Here is a 20891-nt window from a genome sequence, read left to right as displayed (position 1 = left end):
GAGTAATGGAAATGTTTGCAAACTTCAGTATCGACTTCTTCATCTTCGGGATCATGCCCTATATCGCGCTGACCGTGCTGATCGTGGGCTCGATCGCGCGCTACGAGCGCGACCCTTTCACCTGGAAATCCTCCTCCAGCCAGCTCTTGCGCCGCAAGCAGCTGATCCTGGGCTCGATCCTCTTCCATGTCGGTATCATCACGGTGTTCTTCGGCCACCTGTTGGGCCTCTTCACCCCGGTCTGGGTGCTGGACGCGTTGGGTATCCCCTACGCGGTGAAACAGTGGATGGCCGTGCTGATCGGCGGCATCGCCGGCGCCGTGGCGCTTGTCGGCGCGACAATCCTGCTGCACCGCCGGTTGACCGACAGCCGCATCCGGATGAACTCCAGCTTCTCCGATATCGGCATCATGGTGCTGATCTGGCTGCAATTGCTGATCGGCCTGGGCACGATCACCCTGACGCTGCGCCATATGGACGGGGTCGAGATGGTCACCTTCATGAACTGGTCGCAAAGCGTGATCTTGCTCAACATCAACGCCTGGCTGGACGTGGCCAACGTGCATTGGCTCTACAAAGTGCATATCTTCCTGGGCCTGCTGATCACCATCCTGTTCCCGTTCACGCGGCTTGTGCATATGGTGTCGGGCTTCGCTGCTCCGTTCCGTTACCTGTTCCGCTCGGGCTATCAGATCGTGCGGACACGCCGCGCCCCTGCGGCCCGGTCGGAGTAAGCTGCCATGAATGCTGCACTCTTCCCCGACCTGGTGGTCAATGGCGAAACCGTCCCCCACGCCGTGGTGGCCGCCGAGACCCAGAACCACACCGGCCCCAAGGGCAAGCCCGGCATCGCCTGGCGCAAGGCCGCCAATGCCGTCGCGATCCGGACCCTGCTGTTGCAGGAGGCGGCCCGCCGGGGCATCGCGCCCGAGCCCGCCGAAGTGGGACCGGGCCGGTTCGAGACCGAGGAGGAGGCCCTGATCCGGGGCCTTCTCGACACCGCCATCGACGCCCAGGCCCCCTCCGAGGACGCCATCCGCGCCGAATGGCTGAAAGATCCGTCGCGCTTCCGCGCACCGCCGCTTTGGGAGGTGTCGCATATTCTGGTGGCCTGCGATCCGCGCGACGAGGCGGGCCGCGAAAAGGCGCTGACCAAGGCAAGGGCCCTGACCGCCGCGGCACTGGACGCGCCCAAGGGGTTTTACAAACTGGCCGGTGAGGAAAGCGATTGCGGCTCGAAATCCGCAGGCGGTGCCCTGGGCCAGCTTGGACCCGGCGACACCGTGCCGGAATTCGAGGCCGCCCTGCGCGAGATGGCCGAACACGAGATCACGGCGGACCCCGTCCTGACCCGTCACGGCTATCACATCATCCGCCTCGATGGCTTGGCCAAAGGGGCGGTCTTGCCCTTCGACGCCGTCAAGCCGCGCATCGCCGAGGCGATGGAGAAGGCCGCTTGGGCCCGCGCCGCCAAGGATTTCGTCGCCGGTCTGGTGGCCGAAGCCGAGATCAAGGGCGCGGACCTGAAGAACCCGGAAATGGCGGGCTAGGCGGGCGCGATGCTGAGCGATCTTCTGCAACGCAACCGAGACTGGGCCGAGGGCCGGAGCGCGGCGGAGCCGGAGTTCTTCGCCCGCCTCGCCGTGCAGCAGGTGCCGGAGTTCTTCTGGATCGGCTGTTCCGACAGCCGGATCTCGGCCAATGTCGTGGCAGGTCTGGATCCGGGCGAGGTCTTCGTGCATCGCAATGTCGCCAATGTGGTGCATTCCTCCGACCTCAACCTGCTCAGCGCGCTGGAGTTTGCGGTCGATGCGCTCAATGTCCGCGAAATCGTCGTCTGCGGTCATCACGGCTGCGGCGGCGTCAAGGCGGCGACCGAGGAGATCGCTCATGGGCTGGCCGATCACTGGCTTGAACCGATCCGCCGCCTTGGCCGCGCCTACGCCCTGGACCTGGCGCGGCTGGACAGCGCCGAGGCACGGCGCGACAAGCTGGCCGAATTGAATGTCGTCGAGGGCGTGCGAAGGGTGGCCGAAACGCCGATCCTGCAAGCGGCCTGGAAACGTGGCGAGGATGTCCGCGTGCATGGCCTGATCTATGGGCTGAAAGACGGGCGCCTGCGCGATCTGCAATGCAGCGTCGCACGCCCACGAAACGTGACGGAGGCCGAAACATGACCGTGATCGCCCGACTGGACGCGCCCGGCTGCGGCTGCGACGCCGCGCAGGGACTGGCCAGCATCGACCAGGCGCTGGAGCGCATCCGCGCCCTGCCCCGCCGGAAAGATACCGAAGACGTGCCGCTGGCGGTGGCCATGGGCCGCGTGCTGGCCCGCCCGGTGACCGCGCGCGCCAATGTGCCGCCTTTCGCCTCTTCCGCGATGGATGGCTACGCACTCTGCGCGGGCGACCTGATCGGCGATGGCCCCTGGGTCTTGCCGGTCTCGGCCCGGATCGCGGCGGGCGACGATGCCCGTGCCCCACTGCCCCCCGGCCATGCCGCGCGCATCTTCACCGGCGGCGCAGTGCCCGGCGGGGCCGATTGCGTGGTGATGCAGGAGGCGGTCACCGCCCATCCCGGTCGCATCGAGATCCGCACCCGGCCCACCCCCGGCCAGCATGTCCGTTCGGTGGCCGATGACATGGAACAGGGCGACGTGATCCTGCCCGCCGGACGGCGCCTGACAGCCCGCGACATCGCCGCCGCCGCCGCATCGGGGCGCGCGTCGGTGACCGTAACGAAGGCGCTGCGGGTGGCGCTCCTGCTGACGGGCAACGAGATCGTGCCGCAGCGCCAGGACCTCGCCCCCGGTCAGATCTGGGACGTGAACGGCCCGATGATGATCGCGATGCTGACCCGCCCGGATGTCGAGATCACCGCCCGTGCCGTGGCCGAGGATGACGCCGACGCGCTGACCGCGCAGATCGCCGCGCTGGCCGATATGGCCGATCTTCTGATCACCAGCGGCGGCATTTCCGTGGGCGATACCGATCTGGTCAAGCCCTCGCTGCTGGCGCTTGGCGGCACGATCCACCTTTCCGGCGTCGCGATCAAACCGGGCAAGCCGGTTTCGGTCGGCACGCTCGGCAGCACCGCCTGGCTCGGGCTGCCGGGCAACCCGGTTTCGGCCCATGTGATCTGGCAGGTCTTCGGAACCGCCCTGCTGGACCACCTGACCGGCAGGCAGCCCGTCACCGCGCGCCGCCACGCGGTCCTTGCCGATCCGCTTGAGCACAAGCCGGGCCGCTGCGAGATGCGCCCCGCCCTGTTGGCCGGACATGACGCCAATGGCCGCGAGATGGTCCGGTTCGAGGGGCAAACCCATTCCGCCCGTGTCGCCACGCTGGCGCGCGCCGACGGGCTGATCCTGATCCCGGCAGAGGCCGACCATATGCGCGCGGGCGACCTGGTCGAATTCCTGCCCTTCGAGACCTGATGAGAAAGCGAGAGAGATAATGAACATAGCCTATGTCATGGCCGAGGGGCGCGGCGATACCGACCTGCTGCTGGCCGATCTTGCCGACCGCCTGATCGCCGGGGGCACGCGCCTGTGCGGCACCGTCCAGATCAATACCGACCGGCCCGACACGCATCGCTGCGACATGGATGTGCGGGTCTTGCCGGACGGGCCGACCTTGCGGATCTCGCAGAACCTGGGCGCGGCGGCGCGGGGATGTCGGCTGGACCCCGCCGCGCTGGAAACGGCGGTGGCGCAGGCCGAGGCGCGGTTGGCGCAAGGCGCGGATATGCTGATCATCAACAAGTTCGGCAAGCACGAGGCCGACGGGCGCGGGTTTCGGGGCGCCATCGCCGAGGCCGCAGCACGGGGCATTCCGGTTCTGGTCGGGTTGAACAGCCTGAACGCCGAGGCGTTTCACGCCTTCACCGCCGGTCTGGCCGTGCAGATCCCGGCAGACATAAACGAGTTGCTGATCTGGTCGCTTGCAGAAGTGGAGCCGCGCGTCGCGGCGTGATCCTATCGGCTCAGCGTCCCGGCCATGCCCGCCGCGCAGAACCGGATCAGGCGGTCGACCTGGTCGGCCTCGGACCTGACCGATCCGCCAAGAGATGCGATCCGGTCGGCGGAGGTCAGGAGCGCCAGCATCGCCGAGACCGAGAACACGAACCCTTCGGCCACCTGCTGGGGTGAGGCCCCCGGCATCAGCTCGCGCATTTCGGCAATGAAGATCGCCGCTGTTGGATCGAAATGGCGCGCCGAGACCTCGCGCCACCTGTCATCGACCGAGACATAGGCCACCAGCCGCGCGTAATCGCGCCACCGCCCGTCCTGTGCCGACAGCGCGAAGAAGGGGCGGATGAAAGCCTCCAGCACGGATTCGAGGGTCAGGTTTTCCTTGGTCCGCTCCAGCATGGCCAGGCGCGCATCCGACAAGGCGTCGGCCCGGCGCGCCACGATTCGCTGAAACAGCACCTCCTTGCCGCCGCCGTGATGGTGGATCGTGCCGACCGGTTCGCCCGCCTCCGCCGCGATGTCGCGAATCGTGGCGCCGTCGAACCCCCGCAGGGCAAAGACCCGTTCCGCAGCATCAAACACACGGTCCCGCGTCGCCAGCGCCCGCTTGGACGGCGCTCTTTTGCGTTCGGACTCCGTGGGTTGGGTTGTCATCATGGATTTCATCTTGCCTTGTTTTGAACAGTTGTTCAACTTAAGCGGAAGAACGGAGGACGATAATGACCAACGCGCGCGAACGCTTCGCCCTGATCGGGGCGGGGCCGATGGGTTTGGCGACGGCCAAGCTGCTGTCCCGGCATGGGATCGGGTTTCAGGGGTTCGAGCTGAGCTCAGGTGTGGGCGGATTGTGGGACATCGAAGGCCCCCGCTCGACCATGTACGAAACGGCGCATCTGATCTCATCGCGCAAGATGACCGAGTTCACCGATTTCCCGATGCGTGAGGATGTGGCCGAATACCCCTCGCACCGCGAGATGAAGCGCTATTTCGAGGATTTCGCCGAGGCGTTCGACCTGAACCGGCATTACCGGTTCGGGGCCGAGGTTCTGTCCTGCACGCCGCTTGGATCACCTGGCGACGGCTGGCGTGTGACCTGGCGCGACGCGGACGGCACGCATGAGGAGGACTTCGCGGGCCTCCTCATTGCCAATGGCACGCTCAGCACGCCCAACATGCCAACGTTCAAGGGCAATTTCGACGGCGAATTGATCCATGCCGCCGACTACCGCCATCCGCGCCAGTTCGACGGCAAGCGCGTGCTGGTGATCGGCGCGGGCAATTCCGGCTGCGACATCGCGGTGGACGCGATCCATCACGGGGTGTCGTGCGACCTGTCGATGCGGCGGGGCTATCATTTCGTGCCGAAATACGTCTTCGGCAGGCCCGCCGACACCTTGGGCGGTGCGATCCGGCTGCCGATGGCGCTGAAACGGATCGTCGATGGCACGATCCTGAAATGGTTCGTGGGCGACCCGCAGAAATACGGCTTTCCCAAGCCCGACCACAAGCTCTATGAAAGTCACCCCGTGGTCAATTCGCTGGTGCTCTATCATGCGGGCCATGGCGACATCTCGATCCGGCCCGATATCGACCGGTTCGACGGGCAGACCGTCCATTTCAACGATGGCACCAGCGCCGAGTATGACATGATCCTGGCCGCGACCGGCTACAAGCTGGATTACCCGTTCATCGACGACGGGTTGCTCAACTGGCAGGGTGATGCGCCACATCTCTTCCTCAACGCCATGCACCCGGAGCGCGATGACCTCTTCCTCCTCGGCATGGTCGAGGCCACGGGCCTCGGCTGGCAGGGGCGCCACGACCAGGCGGAAATGGTGGTGCGCTATATCAAGGGGCTGCGCGAGGGCACGCCCGAGGCACGGGGGTTGCAGCAAGCAAAAGCGCAGGAGTTCGACCGCGCGACGGGGGGCATGAATTACCTCGACCTGCCGCGCATGGCCTATTACGTCGACAAGGCGACCTATCTCAAGGCCGTGCGAGGCTGGATCCGCAAGCTGAAAGGCAACCGCGCATGATTGACGAGGCGGTTCTGAATTTCTCGGCCGGGTCGCTGACCCTGCTCAACGCGATCCTGGCCATCGTCATGTTCTCGATCGCCATCGACCTGACCGCGCGCGATTTCAAGCTGCTGGCGAAGGCCCCGAAACCGCTGATCGTGGGCCTCGCCTCGCAATTCCTGCTGCTGCCCGCGCTGACCTTCCTGCTGGTGCTGGCCACCGCGCCGCGCGCCTCGGTGGCGTTGGGGCTGATCTTGGTCGCGGCCTGTCCGGGCGGCAATATCTCGAACTTCATCACCCATCGGGCCGGGGGCAATGCGGCGTTGTCAGTGTCGATGACCGCCTTCGCCACTGTCGGCGCCATCCTGCTGACCCCGCTCAACATCGCGTTCTGGGGCAGCCTCTATGAACCCTCCGCCGAGATCCTGCGCGCCACCTCGATCGACCCCGTGCGCATCGCGATTACCGTGGGCCTGATGCTGGTCCTGCCGTTGATCCTGGGGGTGACGCTGAACACCGGGCGGCCCGATCTGACGCGCCGGTTGCGCAGGCCGCTGCAATGGGTGTCGATGGCGATTTTCGTGGCCTTCATCGCGCTGGCCCTCGCCGCGAACTGGGCCCTGTTCCTGGCCTTTGCGGGCGGCATTGCCGGGTTGGTCATCGCGCATAATTCGCTGGCCCTTGCGGGGGGGTACGCGCTGGCCAGCCTCGCGGGGCTGTCGCCCTTCGACCGCCGCGCCGTGACCATCGAGACCGGGATCCAGAACTCAGGGCTCGGCCTTGTCCTGATCTTCGGTTTTTTTGGCGGGCTCGGCGGCATGGCAATCGTCGCCGCGTTCTGGGGCATCTGGCACGCGATTTCCGGGCTGGCACTGGCCAGCGTGATGGCCCGCACCCCGGTCGCGCCATGACCCGCATCCTGATCACCGGCGGCGCGGGCATGGTGGGACGGGCGCTGGCCGATGCGTTGCCGCGCGAGGACATCCTGGTCACCGACCTCGCCCGCGTGGGCCTGCCCGAAGGCGTGCGGTTCCGGCGCATGGACGTGACCGGCCCCGATCCTGATACCGTCATCGGCGACGAGAAACCGGATGTCGTGGTCCACCTCGCCTCCATCGTGACGCCACCGCCGGGGATGACCCGCGACCGGGCCTTCGCGGTCGATGTGACCGGCACGCGCAACGTGCTGGCGGCCTGTGTCGAGCATGGGGTGAGGCGGCTGGTCGTCACCAGTTCCGGCGCGGCCTATGGCTATCACGCCGACAACCCCGTGCCGCTGACCGAGGAGGTGCCCTGCCACGGCAATCCCGAATTCGCCTATGCCGACCACAAGGCCCGCGTCGAGGCGATGCTGGCGGACGCGCGCCGCGATCATCCGGGGCTGGAACAGGTCGTGCTGCGCGTCGGCACCGTGCTTGGGGCGGGCACCGACAACCAGATCACCGCGCTCTTCCGGCGCAGGCGGCTTCTGGCGATCCGGGGCAGCGACAGCCCCTTCGTCTTCATCTGGACCCGTGACCTGGCCCGGATCGTCGAACGCGCCGCGACGGGCGCCCCGGCGGGGGTCTACAATGTCGCGGGGGATGGCTGGATGACGGTCGATGACATTGCGCGCGCCCTGGGCAAGCCGGTTCTCCGCCTGCCGGCGTCGGCCCTGAAACTGGCGCTGGCGGTGGCGCATCCCCTCGGCCTGTCGCGCTATGGGCCGGAGCAGGTGAGGTTCCTGCAATACCGGCCCGTGCTGGACAATCAGCGGCTCAAGCAGGTGTTCGGCTACACGCCCGAATTGACCTCGGCCCAGGTCTTCGACCTCTGGCGGCGGGAGGCGAACCCATGAGAACGGCTGTCATTTCGGGAGGTAATGGCGGCCTTGGACGGGCGATGGCGGCACGGCTGGAGGCCGGGGGCTGGCACTGCGTCTTGATGGATGTCGACATCGGCGGGCTGGAGCATACCGAGACCCGGACGCCGGTGGCCGTCGACCTCACCGATCGGCAGGCTTTGGCGCGGGCGGCGGATCGGATCATCGCCGCGCGCCCCTCGATCGACATGGTGATCTACAATGCGGGCGTGTCGCAGATCTGCCCCTTTGCCGAGGCGGATGCGGCCAGTCACCGGCGCGTGTTCGAGATCAACTATTTTTCCGCGGTGGAGCTGGCCCGCGCGTTCCTGCACCCGATCCGGGCGAGCCAGGGCACCCATCTGGCGATCTCGTCCGTCGCGGGCTTTGCGCCGCTCCATGGCCGCACCGCCTATGCCGCGTCGAAACATGCGATGCAGGGGTTTTTCGGGTCGCTGCGATCCGAGGAGGCGGCGTTCGGCGTGCGCTGCCTGATCGCGGCCCCCAGTTTCGTGGCGACTAACCTCGGCAATGCGGGGCGCGGCGAGGACGGCATCCAGCGGCCAGGCTCGGCCACTGACGGTGTGGATTACATGTCGGCAGAGGCTGCCGCCGAAACCATCCTGCGCGGGGTCGAGCGGGGGCAGGAGTTCATTCCCGTGGGCCGCGTGGCCCGTCTTGCCGCGCTGATCTCGCGCGCGTCGCCGGGGCTATACCAGCGCCTGATGCGGCGCAGGATCGCGGCAGACATTTCCAAACCACAGCGTTAGGTCGACCGGCCTGCCGCCTGCACGCCGCGCAGGGCCGGGTAGAGCGCGCGGAACCCCGCCAGCCGCGCTTGCAGCCGGTCCCTGTCGGCGCTCTGCGGTTCGAACCACCTGGCGACTTCGGGCTTGGTCATCACATCGCGCATCGCCCGCCCGCTTTGTGCCACGCAGGCAAGCCGCGCCGCGCCAAGCGCGGGCCCGACCCCGGCCGCGCCGCTTCTGCCGATCCGGCAATCCATGACGGTGGCGATGGTCTGCATCAGGAAATCGCTCTTGGTGCCGCCGCCAATGGCCAGCAGCGTGCCAGGCTCCGTGCCCCCGCGCCGCAACGCATCTGAGGCATCGGCAAGGGTGAATGCAATCGCCTCGACCACCGCGCGCATCAACCCGCCCGGTGTCGTGGTCTCGCCCAGGCCCGAGAATCCGGCCCGGATCGTCGAATCGCCATGCGGCGTGCGTTCGCCGGTCAGATAGGGCAGGAAGATCGGCCCCGCCTCCGCCACCTCGGCCTCGGCCAGCAGGTCGGCGATGGGTCGGCCCAGAAGGTTGGCCAGCCACGCCATCGGGCGTGCGCCGTTCAGCATCGCGGCCATCTGGAACCACAGCCCCGGCACCGTATGCGCATAGGCATGGATCAGGCTGTCGGTGTTCGGGCGATAGTCCGGCGTCGTCACGAAAAGCTGCCCCGAGGTGCCGAGCGAGATGAACCCGTCCCCCGCCCCGATAGCACCGATCCCCACGGCGCCCGCCGCAATATCGCCACCTCCGACCGCCACGGGAATGCCCGCGGGCAGCCCGAGCGCTAGGGCGGCATCGGTCCGCAACTCCCCCGCCACCTCGGTGCCATAGGCGATCTCGGGCAACCAGGCCGGGTCCGTCGCGCTGACCGCGCAGATCTTCTCCGACCATTGCCGGGTGCGCTGGTCCAGCCAGGAGGTGCCCGCCGCATCGGTCGGATCGGTGACATAGCGCCCATGCAGGCGGAGGCCCAGATAATCCTTGGGCAGCAGGATATGGGCGATGCGGGCATGGGCCTGCGGCTCATGCCGGGCCAGCCAGAGCAGCTTGGGCGCGGTGAAGCCCGCCATCGGGGCAATGCCCGCGATCTCGCCCGTCTCGGGTTCCGCCGCGATCATGTCGGCGCTTTCCTTCGTGGCGCGGGCGTCGTTCCACAGCATCACGGGCCGCACCGGCTGCCCCTGCCCATCCAGCAGGACCGCCCCGTGCATCTGCCCCGACAGCCCGATGGCGCGCACCTCGTGGCGCAACGCCGATGGAAGCGACTGCACGGCGGTGCAGCAGGCGTCCCACCAGGACAGGCAATCCTGCTCGCTGGCACCATCAAAGGGATGGCTTGTGGCAAGCGGGGCGGTGGCCGTTTCCGACACGGTGCCATCCGGGCGCATGAGGCAGACCTTTACCCCGGAGGTTCCCAAGTCTATGCCCAGATACATTCCAGTCCCCTTGCCGCGACGGTCGCGGCTCTCGAATAAAACTTTACTCGCGTAATGTTTTTCAGGTTAACTGGGCAAGACGCAAGCCCCGTTCGCCCGGCTTGCACAGGAACATGGACCAGGAAGCCACGGGATGCCCGAAAAAAAGATACGGAATATGGAGGAGTTCGCCGCCGTCAGCGGCTTGTCGCGTCCGACCGTATCCAAGTATTTCAACGATCCCGACAGCGTCCGGGCCACGACACGCAAACGAATCGAGGCCGCGCTGGAGCGCCACGAATACCGCCCGAACATCTACGCGGTGAACCAGAACCGGCGCCTGACCAAGAATATCGGCATCGTGGTTCCCTACCTGGCGGATCCCTTCTTTGCCGAGATCGCGCGCAGCATCGAGATGCTGGTGATCGAGGCCGGGTTCCGGCCCATCCTGCTCGGCTCGCACGGGGATCGCGGGCAAGAGATCGACAACCTGGAAAGCCTGCGCTCGATCAAGCCCGCCGGTGTCCTGCTGGCACCGCTTGGCCGGATCTCGGACCGGTCCGCGATCGAGAGCTTTTGCAAGGCGGTTCCCACCGTGCTGTTCGACAGCAACATGGAGGGGACAGGCGCTGCCTTCATCGGATCGGACAATGTCAGTTTCGTCGATCAGACCGTCGATTACCTCTGCCGCACCGGCACACCGCCCTGTTTCTTCGAGATGAAAACCCCCGCCAACCCGAATGCCAACAAGCGGCGGCTGGCCTATATCGCGGCGATGGAACGCGCGGGGCTGGACCCGCAGGTGATCAAGATCGACGGCGAGGGCTGGCGCTTCGAGGAGATCGGCCACAAGGGCACGCATGACGTGATCGCATCCGGCGGCTTCCCGTCCGACACGGTGCTGTGCAGCAACGACCGGCTCGCGATCGGCCTTCTGGCGGCCTGTTACGAGCACGGGCTGCGCGTGGGGCGCGGCGATGGCTGCGCGATGCGCGTCGCCAGTCATGACGATCACCCCTATTCGCGCTTCACCTGCCCTTCGCTGACCACGGCGGCGCATGATTACGCGGAAGTGTCCGGGCGCAGCGTCGATACGCTGTTTGAACTGATCGAAAGCGGCGGGCGATTCGATCAGCGGCGCGAAACCCTGTTCGCGGCCCGATTGATCTTGCGGGATTCGGCCTGATTCATCAGTAAATTTTACGCGCGTAAAATATTTTGTTGACTCGGAGTAACATTCTGGACATCTTGCCTGCGATCACATCCAAACAGGGAGGAATAGGATGTTCTTCAAGGCAGCACTACGCACATCCACTGCTCTTGCGCTCTGCGTATCGGCAACTGCGGCATTCGCTGAAAGCCACGCGCCCACCATCACCATCGCCACCGTGAACAACGGCGACATGATCCGGATGCAGGGCTACACCGACCAGTTCACCGAAGAGACCGGCATCAATGTCGAATGGGTCACGCTGGAGGAAAACGTCCTTCGTCAGCGCGTGACGACCGACATCACCACCAATGGTGGCCAGTTCGACATCATGACCATCGGCATGTACGAGACCCCGATCTGGGGCGCAAATGGCTGGCTCGTTCCGCTGGACGGCCTGTCGGAAGAATACAATGTCGACGACCTGCTTCCCGCGATGCGCGCGGGCCTCAGCCATGACGGCACGCTCTACGCCGCCCCGTTCTACGGCGAAAGCTCGATGATCATGTACCGCACCGACCTGATGGATGCGGCCGGTCTGGAAATGCCCGAGGCACCGACCTGGCAGTTCATCCGCGAGGCCGCCGCGGCCATGGATGATCCTGAAAACGGCGTCAACGGCGTCTGCCTGCGCGGCAAGCCCGGTTGGGGCGAAGGCGGTGCCTTCATCACCGTCACCGGCAACTCGTTCGGCGCACGCTGGTTCGACGAGGACTGGAACGCCCAGTTCGACCAGCCGGAATGGGCCGAGGCGCTCAACTTCTACGTCAGCCTGATGAACGACTACGGGCCGGACGGGTATGAGAACAACGGTTTCACCGAGAATCTCAACCTCTTCAACCAGGGCCTCTGCGGCATGTGGATCGACGCCACCGTCGCGGCGTCCTTCGTAACCAACCCGGAAGATTCCACCGTCGCCGACAGCGTCGGGTTTGCACTGGCCCCCAATTCCGAAGGCGTCGATCGCCGGGCGAACTGGCTCTGGGCCTGGGCGCTGGCGATCCCCGCCGGCACGCAGCAGGAAGACGCCGCGATGCAGTTCATCGAATGGGCAACCTCGACCGACTATATCGAGCTGGTGGCCGAGAACGAAGGTTGGGCCAATGTGCCTCCGGGTGCGCGCACCTCGCTCTATGAGAACCCGAACTACCAGGATGTGCCCTTTGCACAGATGACGCTGGACTCGATCCTTGCGGCCGATCCGACCAACCCGACCGTGGACCCCGTTCCTTACGTCGGCATCCAGTTCGTGGCGATCCCGGAATTCGCGGGTATCGCGACCGAGGTGAGCCAGGAATTCGCGGCCGCCTATGCCGGTCAGATCTCGGTCGAAGAGGCCCTGGAGAACGCCCAGGCCATCACCAACGAAGCGATGGAAGCGGCCGGCTACCGTTAAGCCGCCCCTCGCAAACGTTCCGGAAGGCAGCGCGCGCCGTTGCCTTCCGGCCCCAAAGCCCCGCATCTTTCCCCCTGAACACGGTTTCCAACGGGCCTAGCGCCTGACCGCAGAGGATTTGTCCCATGGCGACACAGCATTCCCGATCAGCCGCCCGAGTCATGATGGCCCCCGCCGTCTTCCTGCTCCTCGTCTGGATGCTCGTGCCGCTCTCCATGACCGTGTGGTTCTCGCTCAGAAGCTACCTGCCCCTGCGTGGCGGCGACCAGGGCTTCGTCGGGCTTGAGAATTTCGTCCGTTTCGTCTCGTCCAGCGCCTTCTGGCCGTCCATCGTCACCACGCTGATGATCGTCGGCGGTGCGCTGCTGATCTCGATCGTCTTCGGCATCCTTCTGGCGATCCTCCTGGATCAGCCGATGTGGGGACAGGGCGTTGTCCGCATCCTGGTCATCGCGCCCTTCTTCGTCATGCCGACGGTCTCCGCGCTGGTCTGGAAGAACATGTTCATGGATCCCGTGAACGGTCTCTTCGCCCATCTATGGCGATTCTTCGGGGCCGACCCGGTGGTCTGGCTCAGCGAGATGCCGATCTTCGCGCTTGTCGTGATCGTGTCCTGGCAATGGCTGCCCTTCGCGACCCTGATCCTGCTGACCGCGATCCAGTCGCTGGACGGAGAACAGATGGAAGCCGCCGAGATGGATGGCGCCGGGCCGCTGTCGCGCTTTTTCTACCTGACCCTGCCGCATCTGAGCCGCGCCATCACCATCGTGATCCTGATCCAGACGATCTTTCTTCTGGCCGTCTTCGCCGAAATCTTCGTGACCACCGGCGGCGCCTTCGGAACCCGGACCCTGACCTACCTGATCTACCAGCGCGTGCTGGAAAGCCAGAATGTCGGACTGGGCAGCGCGGGCGGCGTCTACGCCATCATCCTTGCCAACATCATTGCGCTCTTCCTGATGCGCATCGTCGGCAAGAACCTGGATCGTTGAGGAGGAGCTGAACCATGGCACGCGCTGTCACATCCCGACGCAAGGCCCTGAACACCACACTCGCGTGGCTTGTCGGGTTCCTGATCTTCTTCCCGATCCTCTGGACGATCCTGACATCGTTCAAGACCGAGGCGGATGCCATCGCCAACCCCCCCGTCTTCCTGTTCTTCGACTGGACACTGGAAAACTACGAGGTGGTGCAGGAGCGGTCGAACTACATGCGGTTCCTGTGGAACTCGATCTTCATCGCGGGCGGCTCGACCATCCTGGGCCTCCTCGTCGCGATCCCCGCCGCCTGGTCAATGGCCTTCGTTCCGTCGCGCCGCACCAAGGACATCCTGCTGTGGATGCTCTCGACCAAGATGCTGCCCGCGGTCGGCGTGCTCTACCCGATCTACCTGCTCTGCATCCAGCTTGGGGTGCTGGACAATCGCTATGCCCTGGTCGTGATCCTGATGCTGATCAACCTGCCGATCATCGTCTGGATGCTCTACACCTATTTCCGCGAAATTCCCGGCGAGATCCTGGAAGCCGCGCGGATGGACGGCGCATCCCTGAAGGACGAGCTGCTCTATGTGCTGACGCCGATGGCCATTCCGGGCATCGCCTCGACCCTGCTGCTGAATTTCATCCTCGCCTGGAACGAGGCGTTCTGGACCCTCAACCTGACCGCCGTGGATGCCGCGCCCCTGACCGCGTTCATCGCCAGCTATTCCAGCCCCGAGGGCCTGTTCTTCGCAAAACTCAGTGCCGCCTCGACAATGGCCATCGCACCGATCCTCATCCTTGGCTGGTTCAGCCAGAAACAACTTGTCCGTGGCCTGACATTCGGCGCGGTGAAATGAACGGAGGGCCCCATGGGACGCATTACACTCGATAAGGTCGAGAAGAGCTTTGGCGACGTATCCGTCATCCCGCCGCTCGACCTGACCATCAATGACGGCGAATTCGTTGTCTTCGTCGGCCCCTCGGGCTGCGGCAAATCCACCCTTCTGCGGCTGATCGCGGGGCTGGAGGACGTCTCCGGCGGTGTGATCAGCATCGACGGAAACGATGCCACGCGCGTGCCGCCCGCCAAGCGCGGCCTGGCGATGGTGTTCCAGTCCTACGCGCTCTATCCGCATATGTCGGTGCGCAAGAACATCGCCTTTCCGATGCGCATGGCGGGCATGGACAAGGCCGAGCAGGACCGCCGCATCGAAGGCGCGGCGGCGGCGCTGAACCTGACCGATTACCTGGACCGGCGTCCTGGCCAATTGTCGGGCGGCCAGCGCCAGCGCGTCGCCATCGGTCGGGCCATCGTGCGCGAACCGGCGGCGTTCCTCTTCGATGAGCCGCTGTCGAACCTCGATGCCGCCCTGCGCCACGGCATGCGGCTTGAAATCAGCGAACTGCATGAGCGGCTGAAGACGACGATGATCTACGTCACGCATGACCAGGTCGAGGCGATGACCATGGCCGACAAGATCGTGGTCCTGCAGGCCGGTGTGATCGAACAGGTCGGCAGCCCGCTGGAGCTGTATCATTCGCCGCAGAACCTCTTTGTGGCCGGCTTCATCGGCAGCCCCAAGATGAATTTCTTCTCCGGCGCGGATGCCGCCGAGCACGATGCCCACACCATCGGCATCCGGCCCGAACACCTGACGGTCTCGACCACCGAGGGGCGCTGGAAAGGCACCGTCGGCGTCGCCGAACACCTCGGCTCGGACACGTTCATTCACGTCCATCCCGAGGGCGATCCGGCGGCCACGCTGACCGTGCGCGTCGGTGGCGAGTTTGTGGCCAGCCATGGCGACACCGTCCATATCTCGCCGCTGCACGCGGACCGGATCCACAGGTTCGACGCCGAGGGGCTGCGGATCTGATGGGCCGCCTGCGAGGAAAATCAGCCCTGATCACCGGCGCCGCGCGCGGGATCGGGCTGGCTTTCGCCCAGGCCTATGCGGCGGAGGGGGCCAAGGTCGCCCTCGCCGATATCGACCTCGAGCGCGCCAGCAAGGCCGCACGGGACATCGGCGATGCGGCCATCGCGGTCGAGATGGACGTGACCCAGCAGGCAAGCATCGAGGCCGCTGTGGCCGAGACGGTGGACCGGTTCGGGCAGATCGACATCCTGATCAACAACGCCGCGATCTTCACCGCCGCGCCGATTGTCGAGATCGCGCGCGCCGATTTCGACGCCGTGTTCAAGATCAACGTGGCGGGAACGCTTTTCACCTTGCAGGCCGTCGCCCGGCACATGATCGCGCGCGGGGGCGGAGGCCGGATCATCAACATGGCCAGCCAGGCGGGCCGCCGGGGCGAGCCGCTGGTTGCGGTCTATTGCGCCTCGAAGGCCGCGATCATCAGCCTCACGCAATCCGCGGGGCTGGACCTGATCCGGCACGGGATCAACGTGAACGCCATTTCGCCGGGTGTCGTCGATGGCGAGCATTGGGACGGCGTCGATGCCTTCTTTGCCAAGCATGAAGGCAAGGCACCGGGGCAGAAGAAACGCGAGGTCGGCGCGGCTGTTCCCTTCGGTCGCATGGGCACCGCGCAGGATCTGACCGGGATGGCGGTGTTCCTCGCCTCGGACGAGGCCGAATACATCGTCGCGCAAACCTACAACGTCGATGGCGGCAATTGGATGAGCTAATGACAGTTTCAGTTTCAGACCCCCTTCCGCTGTCCGACGCGACGCTGGACCGCTTGCCCGCCGATATCGCCAGACCGGTCTATGACCGCGCGGCGCTGACCCCCGGCATGGTTCATATCGGCCTGGGCAATTTCCACCGCGCGCACCAGGCCTGGTATCTGCACCGGCTGATGCAGTTGGGCGCGGCGCGGGATTGGGCGATCCTGGGGGCCGGTGTCCGGTCCTATGACGCGGCCATGCGCGAGAAGCTGCTGGCGCAGGATTGCCTGACCACGCTGATCGAATTGTCGCCCGACAGCCGTTCGGCGGAAGTGACCGGCGCGATGATCGACTACCTGCCCATCGAGGAGGGCAATGCCAGCCTGATCCGCGCCATGGCCGACCCCGCGATCCGTATCGTGGCGCTGACCGTGACCGAGGGCGGCTACCATATCGACCCGGCCACCGGCGGGCTGGACACGGGCCATGCCGATATCCGGCATGACGCGCAGAACCCCGACCGGCCGCGCACCGCCTTCGGCGCGATGGTCGCCGCATTGCACCAGCGCCGCGCGGCGGGGCACGGCCCCTTCACCGGCATGAGCTGCGACAACCTGCGCGGCAACGGGGACATCCTGCGTCAGGCCGTCGTCGGGCTGGCCCGGTTGAGCGATCCCGACCTTGCCGGTTGGATCGACAGCGAGGGCGCCTTCCCGAACTCGATGGTGGATTGCATCGTGCCCGCCACCGGCCCCGCCGAACGCGCGCTGGCGCGCGACCTCGGCATCGCGGACGAAGTGCCGGTCACGCATGAAAACTACCGCCAATGGGTGCTTGAGGATGCGTTCTGCGCGGGCCGCCCCGACTGGGACAGGGTCGGCGCGACCTTCACCGCAGATGTGCATTCCTACGAGATGATGAAGATCCGCATTCTCAATGCGGGCCACCAGGTTCTGGCCAATGCGGGCGAGCTTCTGTCCCAGGGCACCATCGCCGATTGCATGGCGCATCCCGTCATCCGCGCCTTCTTCCGCAAGGTGCAGACCGAAGAGATCCTGCCCCATATCGACCCGGTGCCGGACATGACGCCGGACCAGTATCTTGACCTGATCGAAAGCCGCTTTGCCAATCCCGCGATCCGCGACACGACGCGCCGGGTGGCCTTTGACGGCTCCTCGCGCCATCCCGGCTTTGTCCTGCCGATCCTGCACGATGCGCCGGCGGCGGGCGGGCCCGTCGAGGGACTGGCCCTGGTCGAGGCGCTATGGGCGCGCATGTGCGCCGGTCAGCGCGAGGACGGCACGGTGATCGAGCCGAACGACCCGTTTTGGGCGGACTTGCACCAGGCCGCCAACGCGGCCAAGACCCGACCGCTCGCCTGGCTGGAGCAATCCGGCATATACGCGGATACCGCCGCCGATCCGGCCTTCTCCGCCGCCTTCGTACGCTGGCTTACGCTGATCTGGCAGGACGGGACCGAGGCGGCATTGGCAGCCTATATCGGCAGGGGATAGGTGTCGCTTCAGACACCACGCGTCAGACCCCCATCAATGCGCCAGTTCTGGCCGGTGACATAGCCGCCATCTCCGGACGCAAGCCACGCGATCAGCGAGGCAACCTCCTCCTCCCGGCCGTAACGCCCCATCGGGATGCGGGCGCGTCGGTCTTCGGTCTCGGGCAGGCTGTCGATGAAGCCCGGCAGGATGTTGTTCATGCGGATATTCTCCGCCGCATGGCGGTCGGCGAAGAGCTTGGCGAACCCCGCCAGCCCCGCCCGGAAGATCCCCGAGATCGGAAATAACGGGTCGGGCTCGAAGGCCGCGAATGTCGAGATGTTGATGATCGCACCACCGCCCTGCGCCGCCATGATCGGCGTGACAAGACGGGTCGGACGGATCACGTTCATCAGGTAGACGTCCAGCCCGTCATGCCAATCCTCATCGGTCATTTCGAGGATGTCGCCTTTTGGCCCATGTCCGGCGGAATTCACGAGGACATCGACCCTCCCCCACCGATCCATCGCGCCATCCACCAGGCGGGCAAGGTCGGCGACCGACCGGTTCGACCCGGTGACGCCGAAACCGCCAAGCGCCTCACCGAGGGCCTCGCCCTTGCCGGAGGAGGAAAGGACGCCAACCTTGTATCCATCAGCCGCAAGCCGTTTCGCCGCGCCGGCCCCGATGCCGCTGCCGCCCGCCGTGATCAGTGCTGTTTTTTCTATCGTCATGCTCCGTTCCTCCTTGCCGCATGTCGCATATCAATTTTACCTTCTCTTCTTGAAATAGGGCGCCTATGCTTGAATCACCAACCAGAAGCTCTGTCACGTGACAGTAGAAATTCTATCATGCCCGATGACGCCGCATTGCCGCCTTTGAACGGCCTCCGCGCCTTCTCTGCCGCGGGCAGGCACCTGAATTTCCGCGCCGCCGCCGATGATTTGGGCGTGACGCAGGGCGCCGTTGCCCAACAGGTGCGCGGACTGGAAGATCATCTCGGGCTGCGCCTGTTCCTCCGGCATCCGCGGGGTCTGTCCTTCACCGAGGAAGGGCGCACCTACCATGCGGCTGTCTCTCGCGCCTTTGCGCAGCTTGCCGAGGCGACGGACGCGTTGCGTCGCGCCCCCGCGCGGGCGACGATCAGCGTCACGCCGACCTTCGCCTCCAAATGGCTCATCCCGCGCCTGGCGGACCTGACCCGTGCCCATCCCGGCATTGATCTCCGCCTCACCGCGACCGAGCGGGTTGCCAGCTTTCACTCGGACGGGATCGACCTTGCTGTGCGGCAGGCACGCCCGCCTTTCGGGGCAAGCCTTCGGGCCGATCTGCTGTTCACGCAAGACGTTATCGCCGTCTGTTCCCCCGCACTTGTCGCCAATCAGGATCTGCCGCTCGATGCCTTGGCTTTCTCGCGGATGACGTTGCTGCATGACACGCATGACCTCTGGCCGAAATTCTTCCAGTCGGCGTTCGGCCAGAGCGTGGACGCGCCACGCAGTCTGCGTTTCAACCAGACGACGCTCAGCCTCGATGCGGCCCTCGCGGGACAGGGGATTGCCCTTGCCAGCCGTTTCCTGGTGGCGCGGGACCTGGCCGAGGGACGCCTGGTCCAGCCGGTCAGATGCAGCCTGGAGGGAGGTCTGGATTTCTACCTGCTTGCACCACGGCATATCGGGTCCGGGGCAGCGGCGCAGGTTCGGGACTGGCTGCTTGGTCTTGCGCGCGATGAGGCGGGCGAGGCAGGGTAGCGTGTCCCCATTCACGCCCGCGCGCGATCAACCCGGCACGTCGATGCCGATCTTGCCCATGTGGGATTTCTCAAGAAACGCCTCCTGCGCCGCGCGCAAATCGCGCAACGGAAAGCTCTCGGCCACAACGGGCCGGATCTCGCCCGCCTCGATGTAGCGCACGAGATCGGTGAAGACGCGCGGGTTCTGCCGGGTGCTGCCGATGAGGGTCAGGTCGCGCAGGTAGAGTGTGCGCAGGTCAAGCTCCACGATCGGCCCGGCGATGGCGCCCGAGGTCACGTAGCGCCCGCCAATGGCCAGCGCCTCCAGCAATTCCGGCCAACGCGGCCCGCCGACAAGGTCCAGCACCACGTCAAACCCGTCCATCGGCACCGCATCCTCGCGGGTCAGGGTCGTATCTGCCCCCAACCGCATCAGCTCCGCCTGCTTTGAGGCGCTGGTCACCGCCGTCACATGCGCCCCGCGCCGCTTGGACAATTGCACCGCCGCCGATCCGACCCCGCCCGAGGCCCCGGTGATCAGAACCCGTTCCGCCCCGAGCGCGGCGCGCTGGATCATGCCCTCCGCGGTGGAAAAGGCGCAAGGAAAGGAGGCAAGCTCCAGGTCGCTCAGCGCGCTATCGACCCGGATCGCGTGTTCGGCCTCGACCGTGGAGAACTCGGCAAAGGCCCCGTTGCGCTCGGACCCGAAAGTCACGAGGGCATGGGGATCCTCCGCGCCTGTCGGATGGTACATCGGCCGCACCAGCACACGCTGACCGGTGCGCCCGGTATCCACACCGGAGCCCGTGGCAACGATCTCGCCACAGCAATCGGCACCCTGGATGCGCGGAAAGCTCAACGCGCCGGACCAGGCCCCGTCGGCATCCGAGGCGCCATCGTAACCAGTCGTCGCCGCCGACCCCGTATCGCCGCGCACGGCCTTGGAATACCAGCCGGTGCGCGTGTTCACATCGGTATTGTTGACCGCCGATGCGCCGACACGGATCAAGACCTCGCCTTCCTCAGGCACCGGAACAGCAACATCGTCACGCCATTCCAACCGGTCGAGCCCGCCATGGCCGGTCAAGAGAACGGCCTGCATGGTATCGGGACGGGGCATCGGTGGAAACCTCACTCGGATCGGGTCATGGACTGATACAGCACAACGCGCAGATCCGCACGGACAATCAATCATATCGGTAACAGGTGGGGTGCTGCATTGCATGCACATGAGTGCGGCGCGATAGACCGGAGACATGCCGTAATTGCCGAGAAAAGGCCCGCGTAACGAATTTATCCAATGAAATCAAAGGATAATGGCGGAGGGGATGGGTCTGACGTCCAACCTTCTTTTGTGGATGCCGCTCGGTTTGCAAGGAAATTCTGATCTTCTGGACTTGTGATCGAGTGCGTACTTTTG

General features: G+C 65.7%; 21 protein-coding genes. 17 read left to right on the top strand and 4 right to left on the bottom strand.

Features of this window, described 5'->3' with window-relative positions; translation table 11 throughout:
* The first annotated feature begins 11 nt into the window (after window positions 1–11).
* From narI to HNS34_RS07745, 5 genes are read left to right on the top strand one after another with little or no spacing between them, the layout of a single operon-like run.
* Window positions 12–734, top strand: coding sequence for a respiratory nitrate reductase subunit gamma (gene narI / locus HNS34_RS07765; protein ID WP_172319489.1), 723 nt, complete (start codon window positions 12–14; stop codon window positions 732–734).
* Window positions 735–740: 6 nt separating this feature from the next.
* Complete coding sequence (locus tag HNS34_RS07760) at window positions 741–1550, top strand: peptidylprolyl isomerase (protein ID WP_172319488.1); 810 nt, start codon at window positions 741–743, stop codon at window positions 1548–1550.
* Window positions 1551–1559: 9 nt separating this feature from the next.
* Window positions 1560–2177, top strand: coding sequence for a carbonic anhydrase (locus HNS34_RS07755; RefSeq protein WP_172319487.1), 618 nt, complete (start codon window positions 1560–1562; stop codon window positions 2175–2177).
* On the top strand, window positions 2174–3436 hold the full coding sequence (locus tag HNS34_RS07750; protein WP_172319486.1) for a molybdopterin molybdotransferase MoeA: 1263 nt from the start codon (window positions 2174–2176) through the stop codon (window positions 3434–3436). The genes HNS34_RS07755 and HNS34_RS07750 overlap by 4 nt, the downstream gene beginning before the upstream one ends.
* 19 nt (window positions 3437–3455) lie before the next feature.
* Window positions 3456–3974: a DUF2478 domain-containing protein gene (locus tag HNS34_RS07745; protein ID WP_172319485.1), complete on the top strand. Its 519-nt coding sequence runs from the start codon at window positions 3456–3458 to the stop codon at window positions 3972–3974.
* Window positions 3975–3976: 2 nt separating this feature from the next.
* On the opposite strand, the gene HNS34_RS07740 is transcribed toward HNS34_RS07745, so the two are convergent.
* On the bottom strand, window positions 3977–4630 hold the full coding sequence (locus HNS34_RS07740) for a TetR/AcrR family transcriptional regulator (protein WP_235952667.1): 654 nt from the start codon (window positions 4628–4630) through the stop codon (window positions 3977–3979).
* A gap of 62 nt (window positions 4631–4692) precedes the next feature.
* Between HNS34_RS07740 and HNS34_RS07735 the strand changes: the two genes are divergently transcribed.
* From HNS34_RS07735 to HNS34_RS07720, 4 genes are read left to right on the top strand one after another with little or no spacing between them, the layout of a single operon-like run.
* Complete coding sequence (locus HNS34_RS07735) at window positions 4693–6009, top strand: flavin-containing monooxygenase (protein WP_172319484.1); 1317 nt, start codon at window positions 4693–4695, stop codon at window positions 6007–6009.
* Entirely contained in the window at window positions 6006–6902 is an 897-nt protein-coding gene (locus HNS34_RS07730; protein WP_172319483.1) for a bile acid:sodium symporter family protein, read from the top strand. Before HNS34_RS07735 ends, HNS34_RS07730 begins: the two co-directional genes overlap by 4 nt.
* Entirely contained in the window at window positions 6899–7828 is a 930-nt protein-coding gene (locus HNS34_RS07725) for an SDR family oxidoreductase (protein ID WP_172319482.1), read from the top strand. The genes HNS34_RS07730 and HNS34_RS07725 overlap by 4 nt, the downstream gene beginning before the upstream one ends.
* The gene (locus tag HNS34_RS07720; protein WP_172319481.1) at window positions 7825–8601 is read left to right on the top strand and encodes an SDR family NAD(P)-dependent oxidoreductase; all 777 of its coding nucleotides are present in this window, start codon (window positions 7825–7827) and stop codon (window positions 8599–8601) included. Before HNS34_RS07725 ends, HNS34_RS07720 begins: the two co-directional genes overlap by 4 nt.
* On the opposite strand, the gene xylB is transcribed toward HNS34_RS07720, so the two are convergent.
* Window positions 8598–10052, bottom strand: a complete 1455-nt coding sequence (gene xylB / locus HNS34_RS07715; protein WP_172319480.1) for a xylulokinase — start codon at window positions 10050–10052, stop codon at window positions 8598–8600. The genes HNS34_RS07720 and xylB overlap by 4 nt on opposite strands.
* A 133-nt stretch (window positions 10053–10185) precedes the next feature.
* On the opposite strand from xylB, the gene HNS34_RS07710 reads away from it, so the two are divergent.
* The 7 genes from HNS34_RS07710 (at window position 10186) to HNS34_RS07680 (ending at window position 17760) form a co-directional block, all read left to right on the top strand.
* Complete coding sequence (locus HNS34_RS07710; RefSeq protein ID WP_172319479.1) at window positions 10186–11217, top strand: LacI family DNA-binding transcriptional regulator; 1032 nt, start codon at window positions 10186–10188, stop codon at window positions 11215–11217.
* 97 nt (window positions 11218–11314) lie between these two features.
* Window positions 11315–12637, top strand: coding sequence for an ABC transporter substrate-binding protein (locus tag HNS34_RS07705; RefSeq protein WP_172319478.1), 1323 nt, complete (start codon window positions 11315–11317; stop codon window positions 12635–12637).
* A 125-nt stretch (window positions 12638–12762) separates the two neighbouring features.
* Complete coding sequence (locus HNS34_RS07700; protein WP_172319477.1) at window positions 12763–13629, top strand: carbohydrate ABC transporter permease; 867 nt, start codon at window positions 12763–12765, stop codon at window positions 13627–13629.
* Between the two features lie 14 nt (window positions 13630–13643).
* Window positions 13644–14474 carry a carbohydrate ABC transporter permease gene (locus HNS34_RS07695; protein WP_172319476.1) on the top strand — a complete coding sequence of 277 codons (831 nt, stop codon included), beginning with the start codon at window positions 13644–13646 and terminating at the stop codon, window positions 14472–14474.
* 12 nt (window positions 14475–14486) lie between these two features.
* Entirely contained in the window at window positions 14487–15494 is a 1008-nt protein-coding gene (locus HNS34_RS07690) for an ABC transporter ATP-binding protein (protein ID WP_172319475.1), read from the top strand.
* Entirely contained in the window at window positions 15494–16267 is a 774-nt protein-coding gene (locus HNS34_RS07685; protein ID WP_172319474.1) for an L-iditol 2-dehydrogenase, read from the top strand. Before HNS34_RS07690 ends, HNS34_RS07685 begins: the two co-directional genes overlap by 1 nt.
* Window positions 16267–17760, top strand: coding sequence for a mannitol dehydrogenase family protein (locus tag HNS34_RS07680; protein ID WP_172319473.1), 1494 nt, complete (start codon window positions 16267–16269; stop codon window positions 17758–17760). Before HNS34_RS07685 ends, HNS34_RS07680 begins: the two co-directional genes overlap by 1 nt.
* Window positions 17761–17768: 8 nt before the next feature.
* On the opposite strand, the gene HNS34_RS07675 is transcribed toward HNS34_RS07680, so the two are convergent.
* Window positions 17769–18473: an SDR family oxidoreductase gene (locus tag HNS34_RS07675; protein ID WP_172319472.1), complete on the bottom strand. Its 705-nt coding sequence runs from the start codon at window positions 18471–18473 to the stop codon at window positions 17769–17771.
* A gap of 117 nt (window positions 18474–18590) precedes the next feature.
* Here HNS34_RS07675 and HNS34_RS07670 point away from each other — a divergent pair, with 117 nt between their 5' ends.
* Window positions 18591–19490, top strand: a complete 900-nt coding sequence (locus tag HNS34_RS07670; protein WP_172319471.1) for a LysR substrate-binding domain-containing protein — start codon at window positions 18591–18593, stop codon at window positions 19488–19490.
* Window positions 19491–19517: 27 nt separating this feature from the next.
* Here the strand turns inward: HNS34_RS07670 and HNS34_RS07665 are convergent, their stop codons facing one another.
* Window positions 19518–20591: an alcohol dehydrogenase family protein gene (locus tag HNS34_RS07665; protein ID WP_172319470.1), complete on the bottom strand. Its 1074-nt coding sequence runs from the start codon at window positions 20589–20591 to the stop codon at window positions 19518–19520.
* Between the last annotated feature and the right edge of the window lie 300 nt (window positions 20592–20891).

Source organism: Alterinioella nitratireducens, from assembly GCF_013155465.1.
Classification (GTDB): Bacteria; Pseudomonadota; Alphaproteobacteria; order Rhodobacterales; family Rhodobacteraceae; genus Alterinioella; species Alterinioella nitratireducens.
The sequence above is the reverse complement of the archived record's forward strand: the minus strand, read 5'-3'. Positions and strand labels throughout refer to the sequence as shown.